This window comes from Gluconobacter albidus (assembly GCF_002005485.1).
In the GTDB taxonomy this organism is placed as follows: domain Bacteria; phylum Pseudomonadota; class Alphaproteobacteria; order Acetobacterales; family Acetobacteraceae; genus Gluconobacter; species Gluconobacter albidus.
The window spans coordinates 1,653,870-1,673,739 of sequence record NZ_CP014689.1; the positions used below are offsets into that span (position 1 = coordinate 1,653,870).

A 19,870-nucleotide genomic window follows, 5' to 3' on the forward strand; every position below is an offset into this window, starting at 1 on the left:
TCAGCGCCTTACAGCGAAACCAGTTTTCCGTCCCGCAATGTCACTGTCAGGTCCATACGTGAGGCCAGTTCGTCGTTATGCGTGGCAATCAGCGCCGCTGCGCCCTCTTCCCGCACAACGCGCAGGAGCTCCCCAAACACATGATCGGCGGTTCCGATATCCAGATTACCTGTCGGTTCGTCCGCCAGAAGAAGCTTGGGCCGATTGGCCAGAGCACGCGCAATCGCGGTCCGCTGCTGCTCTCCGCCGGACAGACGACCGGGCAGCGACTCAAGGCGATGGGAGAGGCCAAACCGTCCGAGAAGGTCTTTGGCACGTTCACGTGCTTTTCGGGGGGAAACGCCCGCAATAAGCTGCGGGAGCATGACGTTTTCGCAGGCAGTGAACTCACCCAGAAGGTGATGGAACTGATACACGAACCCGATCTGGTCCCGACGGATCGCCGTTCGCAATGTATCGCTCAATCCGCTTGCCGGACGATCCGCCACGAAAACCGTACCTTCTGACGGCGCTTCCAGCAGACCTGCAAGGTGCAGAAGCGTGGACTTTCCGGTACCACTCGGTGCCACCAGAGCCACAATCTCACCAGCCCGCAGGTCGAACTCGGCACCGCTCAGAATTTCAAGCGTCTCTTCACCCGACCGGAAACGGCGCTTCAGACCTTCAAGACGCAGGGCACTTGCCCCGACGGAATGCTCATTCATGACGCAGGGCCTCGATCGGATCGGTTCTGGCCGCGCGCCAGGACGGATAGAGCGTCGCCAGAAGCGAGAGAGCCAGAGACATTCCGATCACTTCCCACACCTGAGACCACACCAGTTTCGCGGGCAGACGCTCCAGAAAATAAACTTCCGGGTTAAACAGGTTGGTTCCGGTCAGCGACTGCAGCCACTGACGGATTCGTTCGATGTTCAGCGCAAAAGCAATTCCCAGCGCAGATCCCGCCACGGTTCCCACAATCCCGACAGACGCACCGCACATGAGGAAAATCCGCATGATGGCACCCCGGCTCGCTCCAAGCGTCCGCAGCACCGCGATATCCCGCGTCTTGTCCTTGACCATCATGATGAGAGACGAAATCACGTTGAACGCAGCCACCAGAATGATGAGCGTCAGGATCAGGAACATGACGTTCTGCTCGACCGTCACCGCATCCAGAAAACCGTTGGCGCTCTGGGTCCAGTCCAGTACCCGCAGGCGCGGATCTTCCAGACGCTCGGCAATCGCCTTGCGCGTCGGCTGGACATTGGACGGATCATCCGTCGAAACCTGAATGAGGGAAACAGCGGAAGATCCCAGCATCAGGAATTTCTGTGCGGCAGGCAGCGGCATCAGGACGATGCTGGAATTGTAATCGTTCCAGTTCGCGTCGAAAATGACGGCCACATGATAGGTTTTGACCCGTGGCATTGTTCCGAACGGCGTGGCCTGCCCGTCTGGCGACAGAAGCGTGATCGGAGAACCGATCGACAGCCCGGCCCGATCAGCCATCGTCGTGCCGATCGCAACCGCATCGTCACCCGTGAAATTGTTCAGGCTTCCAGCAATGATCCCGCTGCTCAGCGCCGTCCAGTCCCGCAGAGACTGCTGGGACACGCCCTGCATTTCCGCTCCGGACGAGAAACGCCCCGCTTCCACCAGCACGGTTCCCTGCGCCATGGGAATGACGGATTTTACGCCCGGAACCTGCCGGATGGCAGCTACGTCATTTTCGTAAACTTCGATAGGACGCCCGTAGCCATACACTGTCAGATCCCCGTGTAGCCCGAGGATGCGCCCCATCAGATCGGCCTTGAACCCGTTCATCACCGACATGACGATGATGAGCGTCGCCACTCCGAGCGCTATCCCGATCAGGGAGAAAATGGCGATGATCGAGGCGAAACGTTCGCCACGGCGGGCACGGAGATACCGTCCCGCCACCATGCGCTCGAAGCGGCCGAACATCAGGCGGCTCCGATTTTGGCCAGAGCATCCTCGACCGACAGTTCAAACCGCTCGCCCGTGGCGCGCTGCTTGAGTTCGACCTTGCCTTCTTTGGCCCCACGCGGGCCAACGATGATCTGCCAGGGATGTCCCATCAGATCCGCATCGTTGAACTTCACGCCCGCACGTTCGGAGCGGTCATCATACAGCAGGTTCTCGGGATCGGTGCCGTAGATGCCGTCACAGATCGCATCGCAGGCCTCATCGCCCTGACGCAGATTCAGGATCGCGGCCCGATAGGGCGCGACCGATGCAGGCCAGATAATACCTGCGTCATCATGCGACGCCTCAATGATCGCGCCGACCAGACGCGACACGCCCACACCGTAGGAACCCATGTGCGGGTGGAACGGGGCACCGTCCTGACCACTCACTTCGATCCCCATGGACGCGGTATATTTCGTCCCGAAATAGAAGATATGGCCGACTTCGATCCCGCGGCCTTCGCGCTTGCGCTCGCCCGGGACCTTGGCCCATTCGGCCTCGTCGTGCTTTTCATCCGTTGCCGCATAATGATCGGTGACGGTCGAGAAGAACGTGGCGAGGCTTTCAGCGTCGTCACAATCAACCGGACGGCCCAGCCAGTCCTGTTCTTCAAGCGCTGCATCAAAAAACACGCCGCTCTCGCCCGTGGGTGCCAGAACGAGGAACTCATGGCTCAGGTCGCCGCCGATCGGCCCCGTATCGGCCACCATCGGCACGGCCCGAACCCCCAGACGCTGGAAGATGCGCAGATAGGACAGCATCATCTGGCGATAGCTGGCGACGGCACCTTCATAAGACGCATCGAAGGAATAGGCGTCCTTCATCAGGAATTCACGCCCACGCATCACACCGAAACGGGGCCGCACCTCGTCACGGAACTTCCACTGGATGTGATAAAGCGCCTTGGGCAGATCCTTGTAGGACTTCACGGACGCTCCGAAGATGTCCGTGATCATTTCCTCGTTCGTCGGCCCGTACAGCAGATCACGGCCATGACGGTCCTGAACCCGGAGCATTTCCGGACCATAAGCGTCATAACGCCCCGAGCGACGCCACAGATCAGCGGACTGCAGGGTCGGCATCAGGACTTCCTGTGCGCCGATAGCATCCTGCTCTTCGCGGACGATCTGCTCGATATTGCGCAGAACCCGCAGGCCTGCCGGCAGCCAGGCATAGATGCCTGAAGAGGTCTGGCGCACAAGGCCAGCCCGCAGCATCAGGCGGTGAGACGCGATCTGCGCCTCGGCCGGAACTTCCTTCAGCGTCGGCTGAAAGGCTTTCGTCAAACGCATGTGTTACTTCTCTCAGACGCGCAGCAGATGAACATCGACAAGCGGGCGCTTCTGAAGCTTGCGCCCCAGAGCACGACGCAGGGCCGTTTTGGCCGCATCCCGGAAGGCTGCATCGTCCTGACGCAGTTCGTCGGGGATCTGGTCGATGGAGTCGGCAAATTCCTCCTGGATCCGGATGCTTTCGGGATCGTCGGATTCCAGAAGACCCGGTGCACTGATCTTCGGCTCGCCAATGACATAACCTTCGTCATCGACGGCAAAGCTGGCCAGCACGATGCCGTTGAACAGCATCTTGCGACGCGCAGCCAGAACACCGCCCGTCATGGGCAGCAGACGGCCCCCGTCCAGGGCCAGACGGCCCGTCGGCGCCGTATCAACAACCTTCACCTCGCCCGGTGAAAGGTTCAGGATATCGCCATCTTCCAGCAGGATCGGCTCGGAACCCATTTCATGCGCCAGTGCGGCATGGGCCGTCAGGTGACGCCATTCGCCATGGGTCGGGATGCTGTATTTCGGACGAACGATCCGATAGAGCGTGCGGATATCTTCGCTGGTCGCATGACCGGACGTGTGGACCTTCGCATCCTTGTCCGTCAGGACTGTCACGCCACGACGCGACAGATTGTCCTGCACGGCCATGACGGCCTGTTCGTTGCCCGGGATCATCCGCGAGCTGTAAATCACCGTGTCGCCTTCACCGAGAGCGATGTTCGGATGCGTGTCGGACGCAATCCGAGACAGGGCCGAGCGCGGCTCACCCTGACTGCCCGTGATGATCATCAGCAGGCTGTCATCATCCACGTCCCGCGCATCCTGCTCGGTCAGGAATGGTGGCAGGTCCTGAAAATAACCGCACTCACGCGCCGCCGTCTCAAGGTTGCGCAGCGAACGGCCGACGATCATGACTACACGTCCCGAAGCCTGGGCCGCCTTGGCGATGCTCTCGACGCGCGCCACGTTACTGGCAAAGCACGTCACGGCAATGCGGCCTTCCAGCCCCATGATCAGATCCGTCAGGCCCTTGCGGACGTCTGCTTCGGATTCAGACTTACCCGGCTTGAGCACATTGGTGCTGTCGCCGACCATGGCCAGAACGCCTTCGTCACCCAGCTTGCCGAACGTTTCGAGATCCGTCACCGGGCCAACCAGCGGGTTCTCGTCCAGCTTCCAGTCACCCGTATGCACGATCAGGCCATGCGGCGTTCGCAGTGCCACCGCCTGCGCCTCGGCGACGGAATGCGTCACGGAAACGAACTGAAGATCGAACGGCCCCACCTCAAAGCGCGAAGCCGGACGGATGACGTGGATCTTCACCTGGTTGTTCAGATGCGCTTCCTGCAACTTACGCCGCAGAACGGCAGCCGCGAACGGCGTTGCGTAAACCGGGCAACGCAGATACGGCCACAGATGCGCCACCGCACCCAGATGGTCTTCATGCGCATGCGTAATCACCAGACCACACAGGTCCCGCGCGCGATCCGCAATAAAGGTCGGGTCCGGCATCAGCACTTCGGCTTCAGGTGTGTCGTTGCCCGAAAACCCGATACCGCAGTCAATGGCAAGCCAGGTGTCGCGACCGTTCTTCGTGAGGCAGTAGAGATTGAAATTCATGCCGATCTCGCCCGTCCCGCCCAAGGGCAGGAAAGACAGACCGTCCGGTTTTTCCGTCATGATTGTTCCTTACAGATGCGATATAAAATCAAAGCGAGAGTCATTGCCCGGCGCCCTGTGGGCGCTCAGGGGAATAGGAAAGGGGCGGACCCGTATTGCGGTCGGCCAGAAGGCGCAGGCCATCCAGTGTCAGATCAGGCGCCAGCACATCAAAAAGCGGCGTTCCCTCAGAGAACAGTGGAGCCAGACCGCCCGTTGCGATCACAGTCGGTTTTGCGTCCATTTCATCGGAAATACGACGGATCAATCCTTCAACCAGGCCGACATAGCCCCAGAACAGGCCAGAGCGCATCGCAACGCTCGTGTTGCGGCCAATCGCCGTTGAAGGACGTCCGATGCTCATACGTGGCAGTCGCGCCGCAGCACGATGCAGCGCATCAATCGACAGGTTCACACCCGGAGCAATAGCGCCCCCACAGAACTGGCCTGCCGTATTGACCACATCGAACGTCGTCGCAGTGCCAAAATCAACAACGATCAGAGGCGTGCCATAAATTTCACGTCCTGCCAGACCGTTCAGACGCCGGTCGGCACCCAGTTCGTTCGGATTTTCCACAAGAACGTCGATCCCCCAGTCCAACCTTGCATTGGCGACAAGAGGCACGACATCCAGCCATTCACGACAGAACCGACGGAGTTCATACAGGGCAACGGGAACAACGGTCCCAATGATGGCGCGGCTGACCTTTGAGGCATCCAGACCCACCCGGTCAAAAAGCGTCAGAAGCCACGCCGCATATTCATCCGCTGTCCGTGCTTCATTCGTCGAGATTCGCCATTGCCCGAGCCACGACTTCCCGTCGTGTACAGCGAACACGATGTTGGTGTTTCCAGCATCAATGACGAGAAGCACGTTGCGGTCCGGTCCTTCAGTCCAGCAGGATATCGCCGGTTACAACCGGAATGGTTTCACCGTTGGGAAGGGTCAGCAGCAGGCGTCCCTGCGCGTCGAGCCCTGAAAACGAACCTGTAATATAGGTTTCACAACCCTGAACCGCAAGCCGCGACCCGACAGGGTGCGCACGGGCCAGCCACGCCGCCCGGATCGGTGCAAACCCCTGCTTTGCCAGAATGGCGGTCCAGCGCTCGATCTGCGCGACCAGAATTTCACCAAATGCTTTCGCAGACGGTGCGGCAGTTTTTTCAGAAAGCGCCGCAAGACTGCGACCGGGGATCTCGGGGGCCTGCGTCAGATTGGCTCCGATTCCCACTACAACCCACGGCCTGCTCTGCGGGCCTCCCGTCTCAATCAGGACACCAGCCATCTTCCGACCGCCCAGCAAAAGGTCGTTTGGCCATTTCACCATAAAAGGGGTAGGCCCCACAGTTGCGGGACAGAAATGCATGGCGGTCTCGTACAAGGTAACCGCGGCAAGAAATGGAAGAGCTGCTATGAACGTCGCAGGATCAACGGGCCGGAACAGGAGCGAGATCGCAAGGTTCCCACCCGGATCAGTCCAGGTTCGTCCGCGTGTACCGCGCCCTGATGTCTGGGAAAAAGCCTGAACAGCCAGATATTCCGGCTCACCCGCTTCAGCTCTGATTTTACACAGATCGGAAGTGGAGCCGAGCGTTTCATGGTATTCGAAACGCCAATTCATGGCCGCATAGTATTCATGATGGTGGGCGATGACGGGATTGAACCGCCGACCCTCTCGGTGTAAACGAGACGCTCTACCGCTGAGCTAATCGCCCTCAGAATGTTTGTGAGGTCTATATACACGGTTCCGGATGGCGGTAAAGCCACCCAGAACCGTTTTGTGAGCTTTCTCAGCTCACGGCGTCCTTCAGACCCTTGCCCGGCTTGAAGCGGACAGAGGTGGATGCCGGAATGTCGATCTCTTCGCCCGTACGCGGGTTGCGGCCCTTGGCAGCCTTACGCGTTGCGGTCACAAAGCTGCCGAAGCCGACGAGACGGACTTCCTGCTTCTTGGCAAGCGTCGCTTCGATCGTGCTGAACACCGCATCGACAACTTCGCTAGCCTTGGCCTTCGGAAGATCGGCAGCGTCTGCAACGGCGGCGATCAGTTCCTGCTTGTTGAGGGGCTTCTCCATGATGTGCCTTTCTGGTGTTAGAGGGCCTGAGCCGGGCTCTGGTGAGTCCCTTCTGGCTCAGGCGCCTTGTTCGATCTGCGGCCGCACTATGAAGCGGATTTTGCCCGCGTCAACTGTCAGAATCGCAGAAGATCATCCGTGTTAGTGGGGAAGTGCCTGCGGAGCCGCTTTATCCACCGTTATTTCACTGATCGGATCAACATTTTCATCCCATTCAATGGCTTCCGGCATACGAGTCAGCGCAATCTTGAGCACCTCATCCACATGGCTCACCGGAATGATCTTGAGCGCATGACGGACATTGTCCGGCACCTCCGCGAGATCCTTCTCGTTGTCCTTGGGAATCAGGACCGTCTTGATTCCAGCCCGCAGGGCCGCGAGCAGCTTCTCCTTGAGCCCCCCGATCTCCAGAACCCGGCCCCTCAGGGTGATCTCACCCGTCATGGCCACATCCCTGCGGATGGGGATCTGCGTCATGATGCTCACCAGGGACGTCGCAAGCGCAATACCGGCGGACGGACCATCCTTGGGGGTCGCACCTTCAGGAAGATGGATATGGATGTCCCTCTTCTCGAACAGCGGCGGCCGGATTCCGAAATCCTGGGCCCGCGAGCGGACATAGGAGAGCGCGGCAGAAATGCTTTCCTGCATGACTTCGCCGAGCTTGCCGGTCTGCTTGACGTTCCCCTTGCCCGGAACCATCACGCTTTCAATTGTCAGGATCTCGCCACCAACCTGCGTCCAGGCCAAGCCTGTCACGACGCCGACCATATCTTCCGTCTCGGTCTCACCATGACGGAAACGGCGGACGCCCGCATATTTCTCGAGATTTGCCGGAGTGATCTCGACATGACTAACGCCGGTCGTGATGATTTCCTTGACCGTTTTGCGCGCCAGCTTGGCAAGCTCACGCTCAAGATTTCGCACACCGGCTTCCCGGGTATACGCCCGAATAAGTTCACGGATCGTATCATCCGTAACCGTCCACTCACCAGGCTTGAGATTATGTGCTTCGGCCTGCTTGCCCAGAAGATGACGGCGCGCGATCTGCACTTTCTCATCTTCGGTATAGCCGGACAGGTTGATGATCTCCATGCGATCCAGCAGCGGCTGGGGCATGTTCAGACTATTGGCCGTCGTGACAAACATCACATCCGACAGATCATAATCCACTTCAAGATAATGATCGGCGAACGTAGCGTTCTGTTCCGGATCCAGCACCTCAAGCAGCGCCGAGGACGGATCACCACGCCAGTCGGCACCCAGCTTGTCGATCTCGTCGAGCAGGAACAGCGGATTGGACGTCCGCGCCTTCTTCATGCCCTGAATGATCTTACCCGGCATGGAGCCGATATATGTCCGTCGATGACCACGGATTTCGGATTCATCGCGAACCCCACCCAGTGACATACGGATATAGTTACGGCCCGTCGCCTTGGCGATGGAGCGTGCCAGAGAGGTTTTACCCACGCCCGGAGGCCCGACAAGACACAGAATTGGCCCCTTGAGCTTCTGCGAACGCGTCTGCACCGCAAGATACTCAAGGATCCGCTCCTTGACCTTTTCCAGACCGTAATGCTCGGCTTCCAGCACATCTTCAGCATGCTGGAACTCGCGTGTGATCTTTGAACGCTTCTTCCAGGGAATTCCCAGAAGCCAATCGAGATAGTTGCGGACAACCGTGCTCTCGGCCGACATCGGGCTCATGCCACGCAGCTTCTTTAGCTCGGCATGGGCCTTTTCCTTGGCTTCACGGCTCAGGCGGGTCTTGTTGATCTTTTCCTCAAGCTCGGAATTCTCATCCTTACCATCCTCGCCCTCCCCGAGTTCCTTCTGGATCGCCTTGAGCTGCTCGTTCAGGTAGTACTCGCGCTGGGTCTTCTCCATCTGCCGCTTCACGCGGTTGCGGATGCGCTTCTCGACCTGAAGAACACCGATTTCCGTCTCGATATGCGCGAAAACCTGTTCCAGACGACGCGCAGGCGAAGCAGTTTCAAGAATTTCCTGCTTTTCGGAAATCTTGAGATTCAGATGGCTCGCAATCGTGTCAGCCAGCTTGGAAACACCCTCGATCTGGTTGATCGAGACCATGACTTCCGGCGGAATTTTCTTGTTGAGCTTGATATACTGTTCGAACTGCGAAACCGTTGAGCGGCTCAGCGCCTCAATTTCGCTTCCCGGCGCCGCATCAACGGCCTCTTCGGGAATTTCCTCGATTTCAGCTTCGAAATGCCCGTCCACATCGAACAGACGCGTGATGTGCACACGACGCGTCCCCTCGACCAGAACCTTGACGGTCCCGTCCGGCAGCTTCAGCAGCTGGAGGATCGTCGAGACCGTCCCGTAACGGTAGATATCATCGACCGAAGGATCATCCAGCGAGACGTCCTTCTGCGCCACAAGCAGGATCTGCTTGCTTTCACGGGTCACGGTTTCCAGCGCCTTCACCGACTTTTCACGCCCGACAAACAGCGGCACGATCATGTGGGGGAAGACCACGATATTGCGCAATGGCAGAACAGCCATCACATCGTGGCGCACTGGCTCCTGTACGGTTTCCGCCACCACAGGCGCCGCAGTTTTGCGAGGCTTGCGAACGGCTTTCTTTGGAGCCGCCACGGGCGTTTCGGTAACAACCACGTCATCCGTTTTTTTCGTCCGGCGACGGGTTTTCGGCTTGGTATCGTCAGTCATTCACTTGATCTCCAGAGGGACGATCTTGCGATGCCAACCTGCCTTGCAGCGTCAGCATCGCATCTCTTTCATGCCTGAGAGGCATGAATTGGGACAACCTCAGTCAGTTATGTCGAAACCCGGAAGCTCCGACACAAGAGCCGAAACCATTTTTACGCAGACTGCTCAGCGGGCTCGGACTTGCCTTTCCCATAAACATAGACCGGCTGCGCCTTGCTTTCGGCCACTTCACGGTTGATGACGACTTCTTCCACGCCCTCAAGGCCGGGAAGATCGAACATCGTACCGAGCAGGATATTTTCCAGGATCGAGCGCAATCCGCGTGCACCGGTTTTGCGCTCGATGGCACGCTTGGCGATGGCCGCAAGTGCATCATCCGTGAAGGTCAGCTTGACGCCTTCCATCTCGAACAAACGGCCATACTGCTTCACCAGAGCATTCTTGGGCTTGCTCAGGATCTGGATCAGAGCAGATTCGTCCAGATCATTCAGAGCAGCGATCACCGGCAGACGGCCAATAAATTCGGGGATAAGGCCAAATTTCAGCAGATCTTCCGGTTCAACGCTCTGAAGGATGGCTCCCAGACGCCGCTCATCCTCGGAACGCACATCTGCGCCAAACCCGATCCCCGAACCCTTGCCGCGAGCCGAGATAATCTTGTCCAGACCGGAGAACGCTCCGCCGCATATGAAGAGCATATTGGTCGTATCGACCTGCAGGAACTCCTGCTGCGGATGCTTGCGCCCACCCTGCGGCGGCACGGAAGCAACAGTGCCTTCCATGAGCTTCAGAAGCGCCTGCTGCACGCCTTCGCCCGAGACGTCACGGGTAATGGACGGATTGTCGGACTTGCGGGAAATCTTGTCGATCTCGTCGATATAGACGATGCCGCGCTGCGCCCTGTCCACGTTGTAGTCCGCGGACTGGAGCAGTTTGAGAATGATGTTTTCCACGTCCTCGCCGACATATCCGGCTTCGGTCAGGGTCGTGGCATCAGCCATCGTGAAAGGTACGTCGAGAATACGGGCCAGCGTCTGGGCGAGCAGCGTCTTGCCCGAGCCTGTCGGACCAATCAGAAGGATGTTGGACTTCGCGATCTCGACATCGGAGCTCTTCGCGGCATGGGCGAGGCGCTTGTAGTGATTGTGAACCGCTACGGAAAGCGCACGCTTGGCCTCGAACTGACCGATCACGTAATCGTCAAGAACCTTGCATATTTCCTTGGGCGTCGGAACACCGTCACGCGACTTCACGAGATGGGTCTTGTGCTCCTCACGGATGATATCCATGCACAGCTCGACGCATTCATCACAAATGAAGACCGTGGGACCCGCGATCAGCTTACGGACTTCGTGCTGGGATTTCCCACAGAACGAGCAATACAGGGTGTTCTTGGAATCGCCGGATTTGTTGCTCACTGCTGCTTCCTTTCCCTTGCGCACGACATGACCGCATTCACGCAGCAGACATGCGAAAGAACTTTAACTTTAGGCCGAGGTCAAAGCCTTCGGCAACCCCGGAGCCTGAAAGCCCCAAGACACGAAAAGCGGCATATCGGGATGCCGCTTTTCGGTTCCAAGAGGAGCATCAGGCTCCCCGCGCTGGAAACGCCTTAACTCGGGTCTGCTGTCGTCTCATGCGGATTACGCTCAACGACCTTGTCGATCAGGCCGAATTCGCGTGCTTCACGCGCCGAGAGATAGCTGTCACGCTCGAGCTTCTGCTCGATCTGTTCCAGTGTCTGACCGGTATGCTCGCGATAGATCTCGTTCAGGCGCTGACGGATAATGAGGATTTCGCGAGCCTGGATCTCGATGTCCGAAGCCTGCCCCTGCGCACCGCCGGACGGCTGATGGACCATCACGCGAGCATTCGGAAGGGCGTAACGATGTCCTTTCTCGCCACCTGCGAGCAGCAGCGACCCCATGGAGGCAGCCTGACCGATACAGACGGTACTGACCGGGCAGCGGATATACTGCATGGTGTCATAGATCGCGAGACCGGCGGAGACGACACCGCCCGGGCTGTTGATATAGAACGAGATTTCCTTGGTGGGATTGACGCTCTCAAGATAGAGAAGCTGCGCACAGATCAGGGAGGAAACCTGATCGTAAACGGGTCCGGTCAGGAAAATGATGCGCTCCTGAAGGAGACGCGAAAAGATGTCGAAAGCGCGCTCTCCGCGGGCAGTCTGCTCGACCACCATCGGCACCAGAGAGTTGCTCAACACCTCGAGGGGATCACGATCCCGAATGGCCATGCTGTCTGTTCCTCAATGCCCGATGGGCTTTCTTCTGCTCCCTAACATGGACCCGACATGGCGTTCCGTCAAAGGGAGCAGGCAGGAAAAAACGGGCACCCCGAAGAGTGCCCGCTGGTTCCCCCGCCGAAAGATCAGAGTTCGGCGGGCGGGATTTCTGCCAGTTCTTCCGGCGTCACGTCCTTGTCGGTGACGTCGGCCAGCTCGATCAGGTAATCGACGACCTTGTTTTCCAGAATCGGGCCACGGAGCCCTTCGACGGCCTGCGGGTTCTTGGAGAAGAACTCGAAAACCATCTGTTCCTGACCCGGATAACGCTGCGCTTCCTGCTGCATTACACCCAGAAGCTCTTCACGGGAAACCTGAATCTCCTGCTTGCGGCCGATTTCAGCCAGCAGCAGACCCAGCTTCACGCGACGCTCTGCAATGCGGCGGTAGTCGGTCTTGAGGGTCTCTTCGTCCTTGCCAGCATCTTCCTCGTCCAGACGACCGGCCTTGCGGTCTTCTTCGACGCGGGCCCAGATCTGGTTGAACTCGGCGTCAACCATGCTGGACGGTGCTTCGAAGTCTGTCTTCTCGGACAGGGCATCCAGAAGATCGCGCTTGATGCGCAGACGCGAGAGCTGCTGGTATTCGCCTTCAGCCTGCTCGGTGATGATCTTGCGGATCTGCTCGAGGTTCTCGAAACCGATCGTCTTGGCAAGCTCGTCGTCGATGGCCGGATCAACAGCCTTCTTCAGGGACTTCGCCTTGATGTCGAAGGTCACGGCCTTGCCGGCCAGCTCTTCAGCCTGATAATCGGCGGGGAACGTCACGTTGATAACGCGCTCTTCGCCAGCCTTCATGCCTTCCATCTGCTCGGCGAAGCCGGGGATGAAGCCTTCGCCGCCGATTTCGACATTCACATCGTCAGCCGTGCCACCATCGAACGGCGTGCCATCCAGCTTGCCCACGAAATCAACACAGACGACATCACCCTTGGCGGCCGGACGGTCTTCTTCGATCGTCTCGAACTTGCGGCTGCGACGGGCCACGTCGTTCAGGGCCTTCTCAACGGTCTCTTCGCTGACCTTCGCACCGAGGCGTGTCAGCTTGAGGCCGGACAGATCCGGAACCGTGATTTCGGGCAGGACTTCGGTTTCAATCTTGAACTCGAGATCCTTGCCGTCTTCGATAGCAGAGGTCACTTCGACCTTCGGCTGCATGGCCGGGCGGACCTTCTGCTCTTCGAACACTTTAGCCGTCGCGTCGTTGACGATTTCTTCAAGCAGTTCCGCATTCACGGAATCGCTGTAACGCTGCTTGACGAGGGAAGCCGGCACCTTGCCCGGACGGAAGCCGGGAAGCTTGATCGTCTTGGCGACTTCAGCGAGTCGTGCATCGCGGCGGGCCTGCAGGTCAGCAGACGGGACAACGACGGTGAAGGCGCGCTTAAGTCCTTCGTTGAGCGTGGGCGTAACCTGCATGAGCCAGGCGATCCTCTCGGTCGGTAGGTTGGTCAAATCTCTTTCTCGGGAAGCCGGGTTGGTGCGGGCGGAGGGACTTGAACCCCCACGACTTGCGCCACCAGAACCTAAATCTGGCGTGTCTACCAATTTCACCACGCCCGCAGCGCTCGGCTTCCTGGCTCGTGTTACCGAACCTCGGAAGCGCGGCCTTTAGCGCATGAAACGCGACTTCACAACAGGGAGCCGACCGCCTTTTTGCGTCCAGCCTCCTGCGCGAGGCGTGTGGCGGTCGCGCGGGCCGGACCGAGCGGCAGGTCCAGATCCTCCGCCACAGGCCAGCCGCCATGGGCTTTACCGGCTTCAATTCCCGCTTCGCCATGCAGCCACACGCCAGCACAGCAGCCTTCCCAGACGTCCATCCCTGCGGCCAGCAAGGCGGCGATCACACCCGTCAGCGTGTCCCCCGAGCCTGCGGTCGCCAGAGCAGAAGACGCATGGGTATTGATGGCGACGCGCCCGTCAGGCGCCGCGATCAGGGTATCAGGCCCTTTCATCACAATGACCGCATCAAGGCGTTTTGCAGCCTCGCGAGCGGCGTCGATCCGACTGCCTTCAACGGGGCCAAACAGCTTCCGGAACTCTCCGATATGGGGCGTGATGGCCGCAACGCCTTTCAGGCGCGTGAGATCGCCGGCACCCCAGGTAAGCGCCCCGGCATCAGCGAGGACCATGCGACCGGACTTCAGAAGCTGTGGCAGGGTTGCCGCGACTTCCCCTTCGGTCAGACCAGGTCCACAGATCCAGACTTTGCGTCGGGCATCTTCCAGCAACTCAGCGAGGGGTGCTCCATCCACAATCAGGCCGGGATCGCCGAGTCGATAAGCCGGAGCGCCCTCACCCGCCGAGATCCTGACCAGCCCCGCGCCGCTTCGTCGGGCCGCTCCCGCCGCGAGACGGGTCGCGCCCGGCATTTCAGTTCCACCACACAGGCTAACGACCCCACGGCGGTATTTGTAATCGCCCTCACCCGAGATCGGGAGGCTCCACAGGCCAGGCTCATTATGCTGGATGGTAGGCGCTATCCCGTCCCAGGCACGCTCGGGCATACCGATATCGACGCAAATCACTTCGCCACACAGACCGGCGCCAGGTTGCAGGAGATGACCGGGACGCGGGCGAACAAAGGTCACCGTAAAATGACAGTCGCGCGCCCGGCCAAGAATTTTACCCGATGCCCCCGAAACTCCACTGGGCATATCGATCGCAACAACCTGAGGAGCCGCAGCAAGAACGGAAGCGATCTCGTCCGAAACAGGCCGTTTCAGCCCAGAGCCGAAGACCGCATCCACCACCAAATCAGCACATCCGATTTCTTCAGCCGTGAACGGAACCACTGGACCCGTCCAGCGGTTGGCCATTTCGGCTGCGGGCGTGCCGGATCTGGGGCTGGAGAGTGCAGCCACACGGACCGGCCAGCCCCAGCGCGCCAGATGACAGGCAACGACATAGCCATCGCCGCCATTGTTTCCCGGCCCGCAGGCCACGGTGACGCGACACGGCGAAAAACGGTTGCGTATGATGCGTGCAACGGCCCACCCGGCGTTTTCCATCAGAAGCACGGGCGTAAGGATGGCTGCGGCCGCACGGTCCATCCGGTCGCTTTCCTCGGGAAGCAGCAGAGCAAAAGGATAGCGGGACATATCGAGGCAATCTCCTGCCGGACTCATCATGCAAAAGCGTAAGCCGCTTCTGCGCTGTCCGGTTTACAATGACACTTTTGCAATCACTCTGGCGCAATGAGGGGTGCGTCAGGTATTCAGGGGAAACGCATTTCGGGAATGATCTTTCCCTCTCTTTCAATTTTCAACCCTGACGAGGATCAATGACAGGATCGATCATCTGGAGCCTCGTGCTCGCAATTCACGTGCTGTGCATGACCTATTGGGTTGGCGGTTCGATCTATTCGACGCTGGTCGTTCGTTCCACAATCGGGCTGCTTGACCCCGGACCGCGCAATTCAGTGCTGCTTCAGGGCTATACGCGCTTTTTCCGCGGCCTGTATCAGGTTGTACCGTTTTCGCTGCTGAGCGGCTGGGGGCTGGTTTTTCATGAAGGTGGATTTGCAGCGGTACCCTGGCCCGTCAATGCGATGCAGCTTCTGGGGCTGGTCATGGCAGTGGTTTTCATCCTGACCGTTCAGGGCCCCTTCCGCCGCGCACGCCGGGCCATGCGCCCCCAGCCTGCCCTGTTCGATACGCTGCGCAGCCGCACTGCAATCATGGCGGCACTGGGTGTCCTGACCATCCTTGTCGCCGCAATGGCACGCGGCATCTGAAATCGTATGCGATACGGCGCTTTTAGGGCCGTATCGCTTGCCATTTCCGCCATTTGTCGATAACGCACCAGTTATAGCTGCGGGTCACTGCCCCGCCCTCAACTCCGGCCCGCATCCATTGGGGTGCGCACCGTCAACGAGAGTCTCGAGAGTCATTTGAGCGCGAAAACGACCTCCGGTCCTTCCAAATCCCGTACGACTGCCACGCCCAAGCGTGGTCGCCCTTCCGCTTCGCGCAGCGCCGCAGCCGAGGTTTCCCCGACGCCTGCCGATGAAGGCGACAAGCCTGCGACACCGGAAGCCCCTGCCGCCAAGGCCCCGCGAGCGCGGCGCTCGAAGACCGCAGTTCCTGCAATCCCGGATGCGACAGACGCGGCAAAGCCTGCCACACGCCGCGCCCGCAAGGTGACCTCTCCGGCTGTCGAGACCCTGACCGAAGACGACGCTCCCGTTGCCAAACCTGCCGTACGCCGCAGAAAGGCGGTTGCGGAGCCGAAGACAACCGTCGATACCGACGAAACATCTCCTGCCCCCCGTCGTCGCACCACGAAAGTGGCTGATGAAACGGTCACCGAAGCTGCTCCCAAACGCCGCGGCCGTCCACGCAAGGTCGCCGCCGTCGAGCAGCCCGCACCCGAAATCGTAACTGAAGATACTCCGAAGCCTGCCGAAGCTCCGCGTCGCCGCGGTCGTCCGCGCAAAACGGACGTTGTCGCCACGGAAGCTCCTGTGGAAAAACCTTCTGCAGAAAAAGCCGAAAAGAAGGCACGTCCGACACGTCGCAAGGCGAGTGTCCCGGTTGAGGAGGTCGTCGCTGCGCCCGTCTCCGAAGAGACGCCTTTGGCACAGGTTGAGCCGGCAAAGAGCGAGAAAGACACGGCCCGTCGCAGACGCGCCAGGACTGTTGTCGCTACGGAGCCCGCCGTCACCGTAGAGAACATTGCGGTCCCCCCTGCCATCATTGAAACCGTCGCTGTCGCCGAAGAATCGTTCGACAAGCCCCGTTTTGCCGATCTGGGGCTGGGCGAACCGATCATGCGCGCCATTGAGGAACTGGGTTACGAGCACCCTACCCCCATTCAGGCACAGGCTATCCCCGAAGTTCTGAAGGGCCATGACGTTCTGGGTGTCGCCCAGACCGGCACCGGCAAGACGGCTTCCTTTACGCTTCCAATGCTTCAAAAGCTGTCCGGATCGCGCGCGCGCGCACGGATGCCGCGTTCGCTGATCCTTGAGCCGACGCGTGAACTCGCTTTGCAGGTCGCTGAGAACTTCAAGCTCTACGGCAAGTATCTTCGCCTGACGCACGCCCTGCTGATCGGCGGCGAAAGCATGGCCGAACAGCGCGATGTCCTGAATCGTGGCGTCGATGTGCTCATTGCAACGCCGGGACGCCTGCTCGACCTGTTCGGGCGTGGCGGCCTGCTGCTCACGCAGACCAGCACGCTCGTGATCGACGAAGCCGATCGCATGCTGGACATGGGATTCATTCCCGATATCGAGAAAATTGTCGGGCTGCTGCCGACCCATCGCCAGACCCTGTTTTTCTCCGCCACCATGGCTGAAGAAATTCGCCGCCTGGCCGATGCATTCCTTCGTCATCCGGTTGAAATCACGGTCTCGCGCCAGTCTTCCGTCGCCACGACGATCGAAGAAGCGCTGGTCATTGTTCCCGAAGACGAAAAACGCCGCACCCTCAAGAAGCTTCTGCGCCGTGAAAACGTCCAGAGCGCGATCGTTTTCTGCAACCGCAAACGCGATGTGGACATGATCCAGCAGTATCTGACCAAACACGGGATAGAGGCCGGGCATCTGCACGGAGATCTGGCCCAGTCGCTGCGTTTCTCGACGCTGGAGCGTTTCCGTTCCGGGGAACTGAAGTTCCTGATCTGCTCTGACGTGGCTGCACGCGGTATCGACATTGGCGGCCTGTCTCATGTCTTCAATTACGATCTGCCGTTCAATGCCGAGGATTACGTCCACCGGATCGGACGCACCGGACGGGCTGGCAAGGAAGGTCATGCCTTCAGCCTGGCCACACCACGGGATCGCAGACTGCTCGAAGCAATCGAGACCCTGACGGGCAAGATCATCGCACGCCCGGTTCTCGAAGGCATCACGACTGTTGACTGGGCTCCGGAAGAGGGCGAACGCGAATCTATCTCTACTCCTGTTCCTGCCCCCCAGGAGGCTTCGGAAGACGGCGAGCATCGTGCGCGCAAGCGCCGCCGAGGTGGTCGCAAGCGCAACCGTGGCGAGCGTGACGAACACGAGAGCGTTCAGCAGGCGGTGCCTGTTGCAACTCCCACACCTGTCTCGGTGATCGAAGCCCCCGTGAGCCATCGTTCCGTTGAACTGGCTCCTGCATTCGAGAACGATGGCCCGAAGACCGGCTTTGGCGGAGATACGCCCGCCTTCATGCTGGTCCCGCGTCGTCGGAAAATTACGGTCTCCGGCGAGACCGATCTCGCTGCTCCCGTTCAGCATGATGGGCGCCATTACGGTAATGAATGATACCTTGACCGGAGTTGCAGAACTCCGGATTGAAGGACTGGGTGCGGCAGGCGACGGCGTTGCGCATCTTGATGGCCAGAGCGTCTTCATTCCGGGTACATTGCCCGGAGAAGACATTCGGGTCCGCCTTGCTTCCGGCCATCCTGAACTGATTGAAATCGTTCACTCATCCCCCGAGCGCGTCACACCCCCCTGCGACCTGTTTGGCGAGTGTGGCGGCTGTGCGTTGCAGCATCTTTCCCTCCCGGCTCTGCTGGAATGGAAGTCGCAGCGCGTCCTCCAGGCCCTGATAGCCGCTGGTTTTACAGACCTGCCCCCGGCGCGGATGTTCCAGACAGCGCCTGAGACACGGCGACGGATGGATTTTGCCGTCCAGCGCGTGCCGGGTGGCGTGATCATCGGGCTGCACCGCCGTAACGGAGATCCCGTGGACATGACGGAATGTCGTGTTCTCCACCCAGCGATTTTTGGACTTCTCGCGCCTTTGCGCGACGTTCTGGGCAGCTTGGGAGCCCTGACAGGCCGCGGCAGCCTGATGGTCAACCTGCTTGATAGCGGCCCGGACCTGACGCTTCAGACGTCTGCTCCGCTAACGAGTGCAGACCGTATCAAGCTTGCGGCCTTTGCACGCGAGCATGATCTGTCGCGAATTTCCTGGCAGGACCCGAAAGATCTAGGCATCGAAGCAGTGGCCCAGTCTGGGGCTGTGCGGGAAAATTTCGGTGGTGTGACTGTCTCGCCACCCCCTTCGGCATTCCTTCAGGCAGCGGCGGACGCCGAGAAAGCTATTGTCACAGCCGTTCTGGACGGTCTGCCGTCGCTGAACAAAAAGGATGTGACGGTCGAACTGTTTGCCGGTTGTGGTACACTCACCTTTCCGATGTCGGAGAAGGGCCGGGTCATGGCCTATGAGGGCAATCTGGCTGCAGCGAACTGCCTCAAGGCGGCAGCTGGCGGTCGACGCGTGGATGGTTTTTATCGTGATCTTGGGCGTCAACCCCTGCTCCCGCATGATCTGAAATCAACGCGGGCTGTCGTCTTGGACCCGCCTTATGCAGGCGCAGGTGCACAGACTGTGCCACTGGCAAAATCTGCCGTGCCGGATATGGTCTATGTGAGCTGCAATCCTGCCGCGCTTGAAAAAGACGGCAAGTTGCTTTGGAATGCAGGATTTTCAGTCGTTGGTCTGACCATCGTGGACCAGTTCCTGTGGTCCACGGAAGTCGAGGCCGTTGTCGTGCTTTCGCGGGATGCGAAGCGGATTAGACGTGAAAACTCTCGCCGCAGCCACAGCGCCCCTTCTCGTTCGGATTCCTGAACGTGAAGCCGGATTCGAGGTCCTTGACCTCGTAATCCATGACGGTGCCGGTCAGGAACAGGGTGGCTTTGCGATCCACCAGCAGGGTCACGCCCTGATCCTCGACCCGCTCGTCGGCAGGCTGCGGGTCTGTGACGAAATTCATTTCGTAAGACAGTCCCGAGCAGCCTCGCGTCCCCACGCTGATGCGCAGGAGCTGCCCCTGATGAGAGCCTTCATAAAGGGCTTTCAAACGTCTTGCTGCCTGATCTGAAACAGTCATGAGAGCAGGCAGCGGGCGACGCATTGCAACATCGGACATGATGGTTTTTT

At 59.5% G+C, this 19,870-nt stretch carries 16 protein-coding genes and 2 tRNA genes; 3 read left to right on the forward strand and 15 right to left on the reverse strand.

Features of this window, described 5'->3' with window-relative positions:
- Positions 1-8: 8 nt before the first annotated feature.
- The 14 genes from A0U94_RS07460 to A0U94_RS07525 all read right to left on the reverse strand — a co-directional run bounded on the left by A0U94_RS07460 (position 9) and on the right by A0U94_RS07525 (position 15,091).
- Complete coding sequence (locus tag A0U94_RS07460; protein WP_077802982.1) at positions 9-704, reverse strand: ABC transporter ATP-binding protein; 696 nt, start codon at positions 702-704, stop codon at positions 9-11.
- The gene (locus A0U94_RS07465; RefSeq protein ID WP_062029687.1) at positions 697-1,947 is read right to left on the reverse strand and encodes a lipoprotein-releasing ABC transporter permease subunit; all 1,251 of its coding nucleotides are present in this window, start codon (positions 1,945-1,947) and stop codon (positions 697-699) included. The genes A0U94_RS07460 and A0U94_RS07465 overlap by 8 nt, the downstream gene beginning before the upstream one ends.
- Positions 1,947-3,263: a proline--tRNA ligase gene (proS, locus tag A0U94_RS07470; protein WP_077802983.1), complete on the reverse strand. Its 1,317-nt coding sequence runs from the start codon at positions 3,261-3,263 to the stop codon at positions 1,947-1,949. The genes A0U94_RS07465 and proS overlap by 1 nt, the downstream gene beginning before the upstream one ends.
- Before the next feature lie 12 nt (positions 3,264-3,275).
- Positions 3,276-4,934 carry a ribonuclease J gene (locus tag A0U94_RS07475; protein ID WP_062029683.1) on the reverse strand — a complete coding sequence of 553 codons (1,659 nt, stop codon included), beginning with the start codon at positions 4,932-4,934 and terminating at the stop codon, positions 3,276-3,278.
- A gap of 40 nt (positions 4,935-4,974) precedes the next feature.
- Positions 4,975-5,787 (reverse strand): type III pantothenate kinase, encoded by an 813-nt coding sequence (locus A0U94_RS07480; RefSeq protein ID WP_062029681.1) that lies wholly within the window; start codon positions 5,785-5,787, stop codon positions 4,975-4,977.
- Between the two features lie 16 nt (positions 5,788-5,803).
- Positions 5,804-6,535, reverse strand: coding sequence for a biotin--[acetyl-CoA-carboxylase] ligase (locus A0U94_RS07485; RefSeq protein ID WP_077802984.1), 732 nt, complete (start codon positions 6,533-6,535; stop codon positions 5,804-5,806).
- A gap of 19 nt (positions 6,536-6,554) precedes the next feature.
- A tRNA-Val gene (locus A0U94_RS07490) sits at positions 6,555-6,629 on the reverse strand.
- 75 nt (positions 6,630-6,704) lie between these two features.
- Positions 6,705-6,989, reverse strand: coding sequence for an HU family DNA-binding protein (locus tag A0U94_RS07495; RefSeq protein ID WP_011251684.1), 285 nt, complete (start codon positions 6,987-6,989; stop codon positions 6,705-6,707).
- Positions 6,990-7,130: 141 nt separating this feature from the next.
- Entirely contained in the window at positions 7,131-9,683 is a 2,553-nt protein-coding gene (gene lon, locus A0U94_RS07500; RefSeq protein ID WP_077802985.1) for an endopeptidase La, read from the reverse strand.
- A gap of 152 nt (positions 9,684-9,835) precedes the next feature.
- Positions 9,836-11,101, reverse strand: coding sequence for an ATP-dependent Clp protease ATP-binding subunit ClpX (clpX, locus tag A0U94_RS07505; RefSeq protein ID WP_062029674.1), 1,266 nt, complete (start codon positions 11,099-11,101; stop codon positions 9,836-9,838).
- A 194-nt stretch (positions 11,102-11,295) separates the two neighbouring features.
- On the reverse strand, positions 11,296-11,943 hold the full coding sequence (locus A0U94_RS07510) for an ATP-dependent Clp protease proteolytic subunit (protein WP_077802986.1): 648 nt from the start codon (positions 11,941-11,943) through the stop codon (positions 11,296-11,298).
- A gap of 134 nt (positions 11,944-12,077) precedes the next feature.
- Positions 12,078-13,409 carry a trigger factor gene (gene tig / locus A0U94_RS07515; protein WP_077802987.1) on the reverse strand — a complete coding sequence of 444 codons (1,332 nt, stop codon included), beginning with the start codon at positions 13,407-13,409 and terminating at the stop codon, positions 12,078-12,080.
- 59 nt (positions 13,410-13,468) lie between these two features.
- Positions 13,469-13,553 (reverse strand) — tRNA-Leu (locus tag A0U94_RS07520).
- Between the two features lie 68 nt (positions 13,554-13,621).
- Positions 13,622-15,091, reverse strand: coding sequence for an NAD(P)H-hydrate dehydratase (locus A0U94_RS07525; protein WP_077802988.1), 1,470 nt, complete (start codon positions 15,089-15,091; stop codon positions 13,622-13,624).
- Positions 15,092-15,273: 182 nt separating this feature from the next.
- On the opposite strand from A0U94_RS07525, the gene A0U94_RS07530 reads away from it, so the two are divergent.
- From A0U94_RS07530 to A0U94_RS07540, 3 genes are all read left to right on the forward strand, one after another.
- Positions 15,274-15,726, forward strand: coding sequence for a hypothetical protein (locus tag A0U94_RS07530; RefSeq protein WP_077802989.1), 453 nt, complete (start codon positions 15,274-15,276; stop codon positions 15,724-15,726).
- 156 nt (positions 15,727-15,882) lie between these two features.
- Positions 15,883-18,240: a DEAD/DEAH box helicase gene (locus tag A0U94_RS07535; RefSeq protein ID WP_244177970.1), complete on the forward strand. Its 2,358-nt coding sequence runs from the start codon at positions 15,883-15,885 to the stop codon at positions 18,238-18,240.
- Complete coding sequence (locus A0U94_RS07540; protein WP_077803896.1) at positions 18,215-19,558, forward strand: class I SAM-dependent RNA methyltransferase; 1,344 nt, start codon at positions 18,215-18,217, stop codon at positions 19,556-19,558. The genes A0U94_RS07535 and A0U94_RS07540 overlap by 26 nt, the downstream gene beginning before the upstream one ends.
- Here A0U94_RS07540 and A0U94_RS07545 read toward each other — a convergent pair.
- Positions 19,503-19,859 (reverse strand): HesB/IscA family protein, encoded by a 357-nt coding sequence (locus tag A0U94_RS07545; protein WP_077802990.1) that lies wholly within the window; start codon positions 19,857-19,859, stop codon positions 19,503-19,505. The genes A0U94_RS07540 and A0U94_RS07545 overlap by 56 nt on opposite strands.
- Positions 19,860-19,870: the final 11 nt, after the last annotated feature.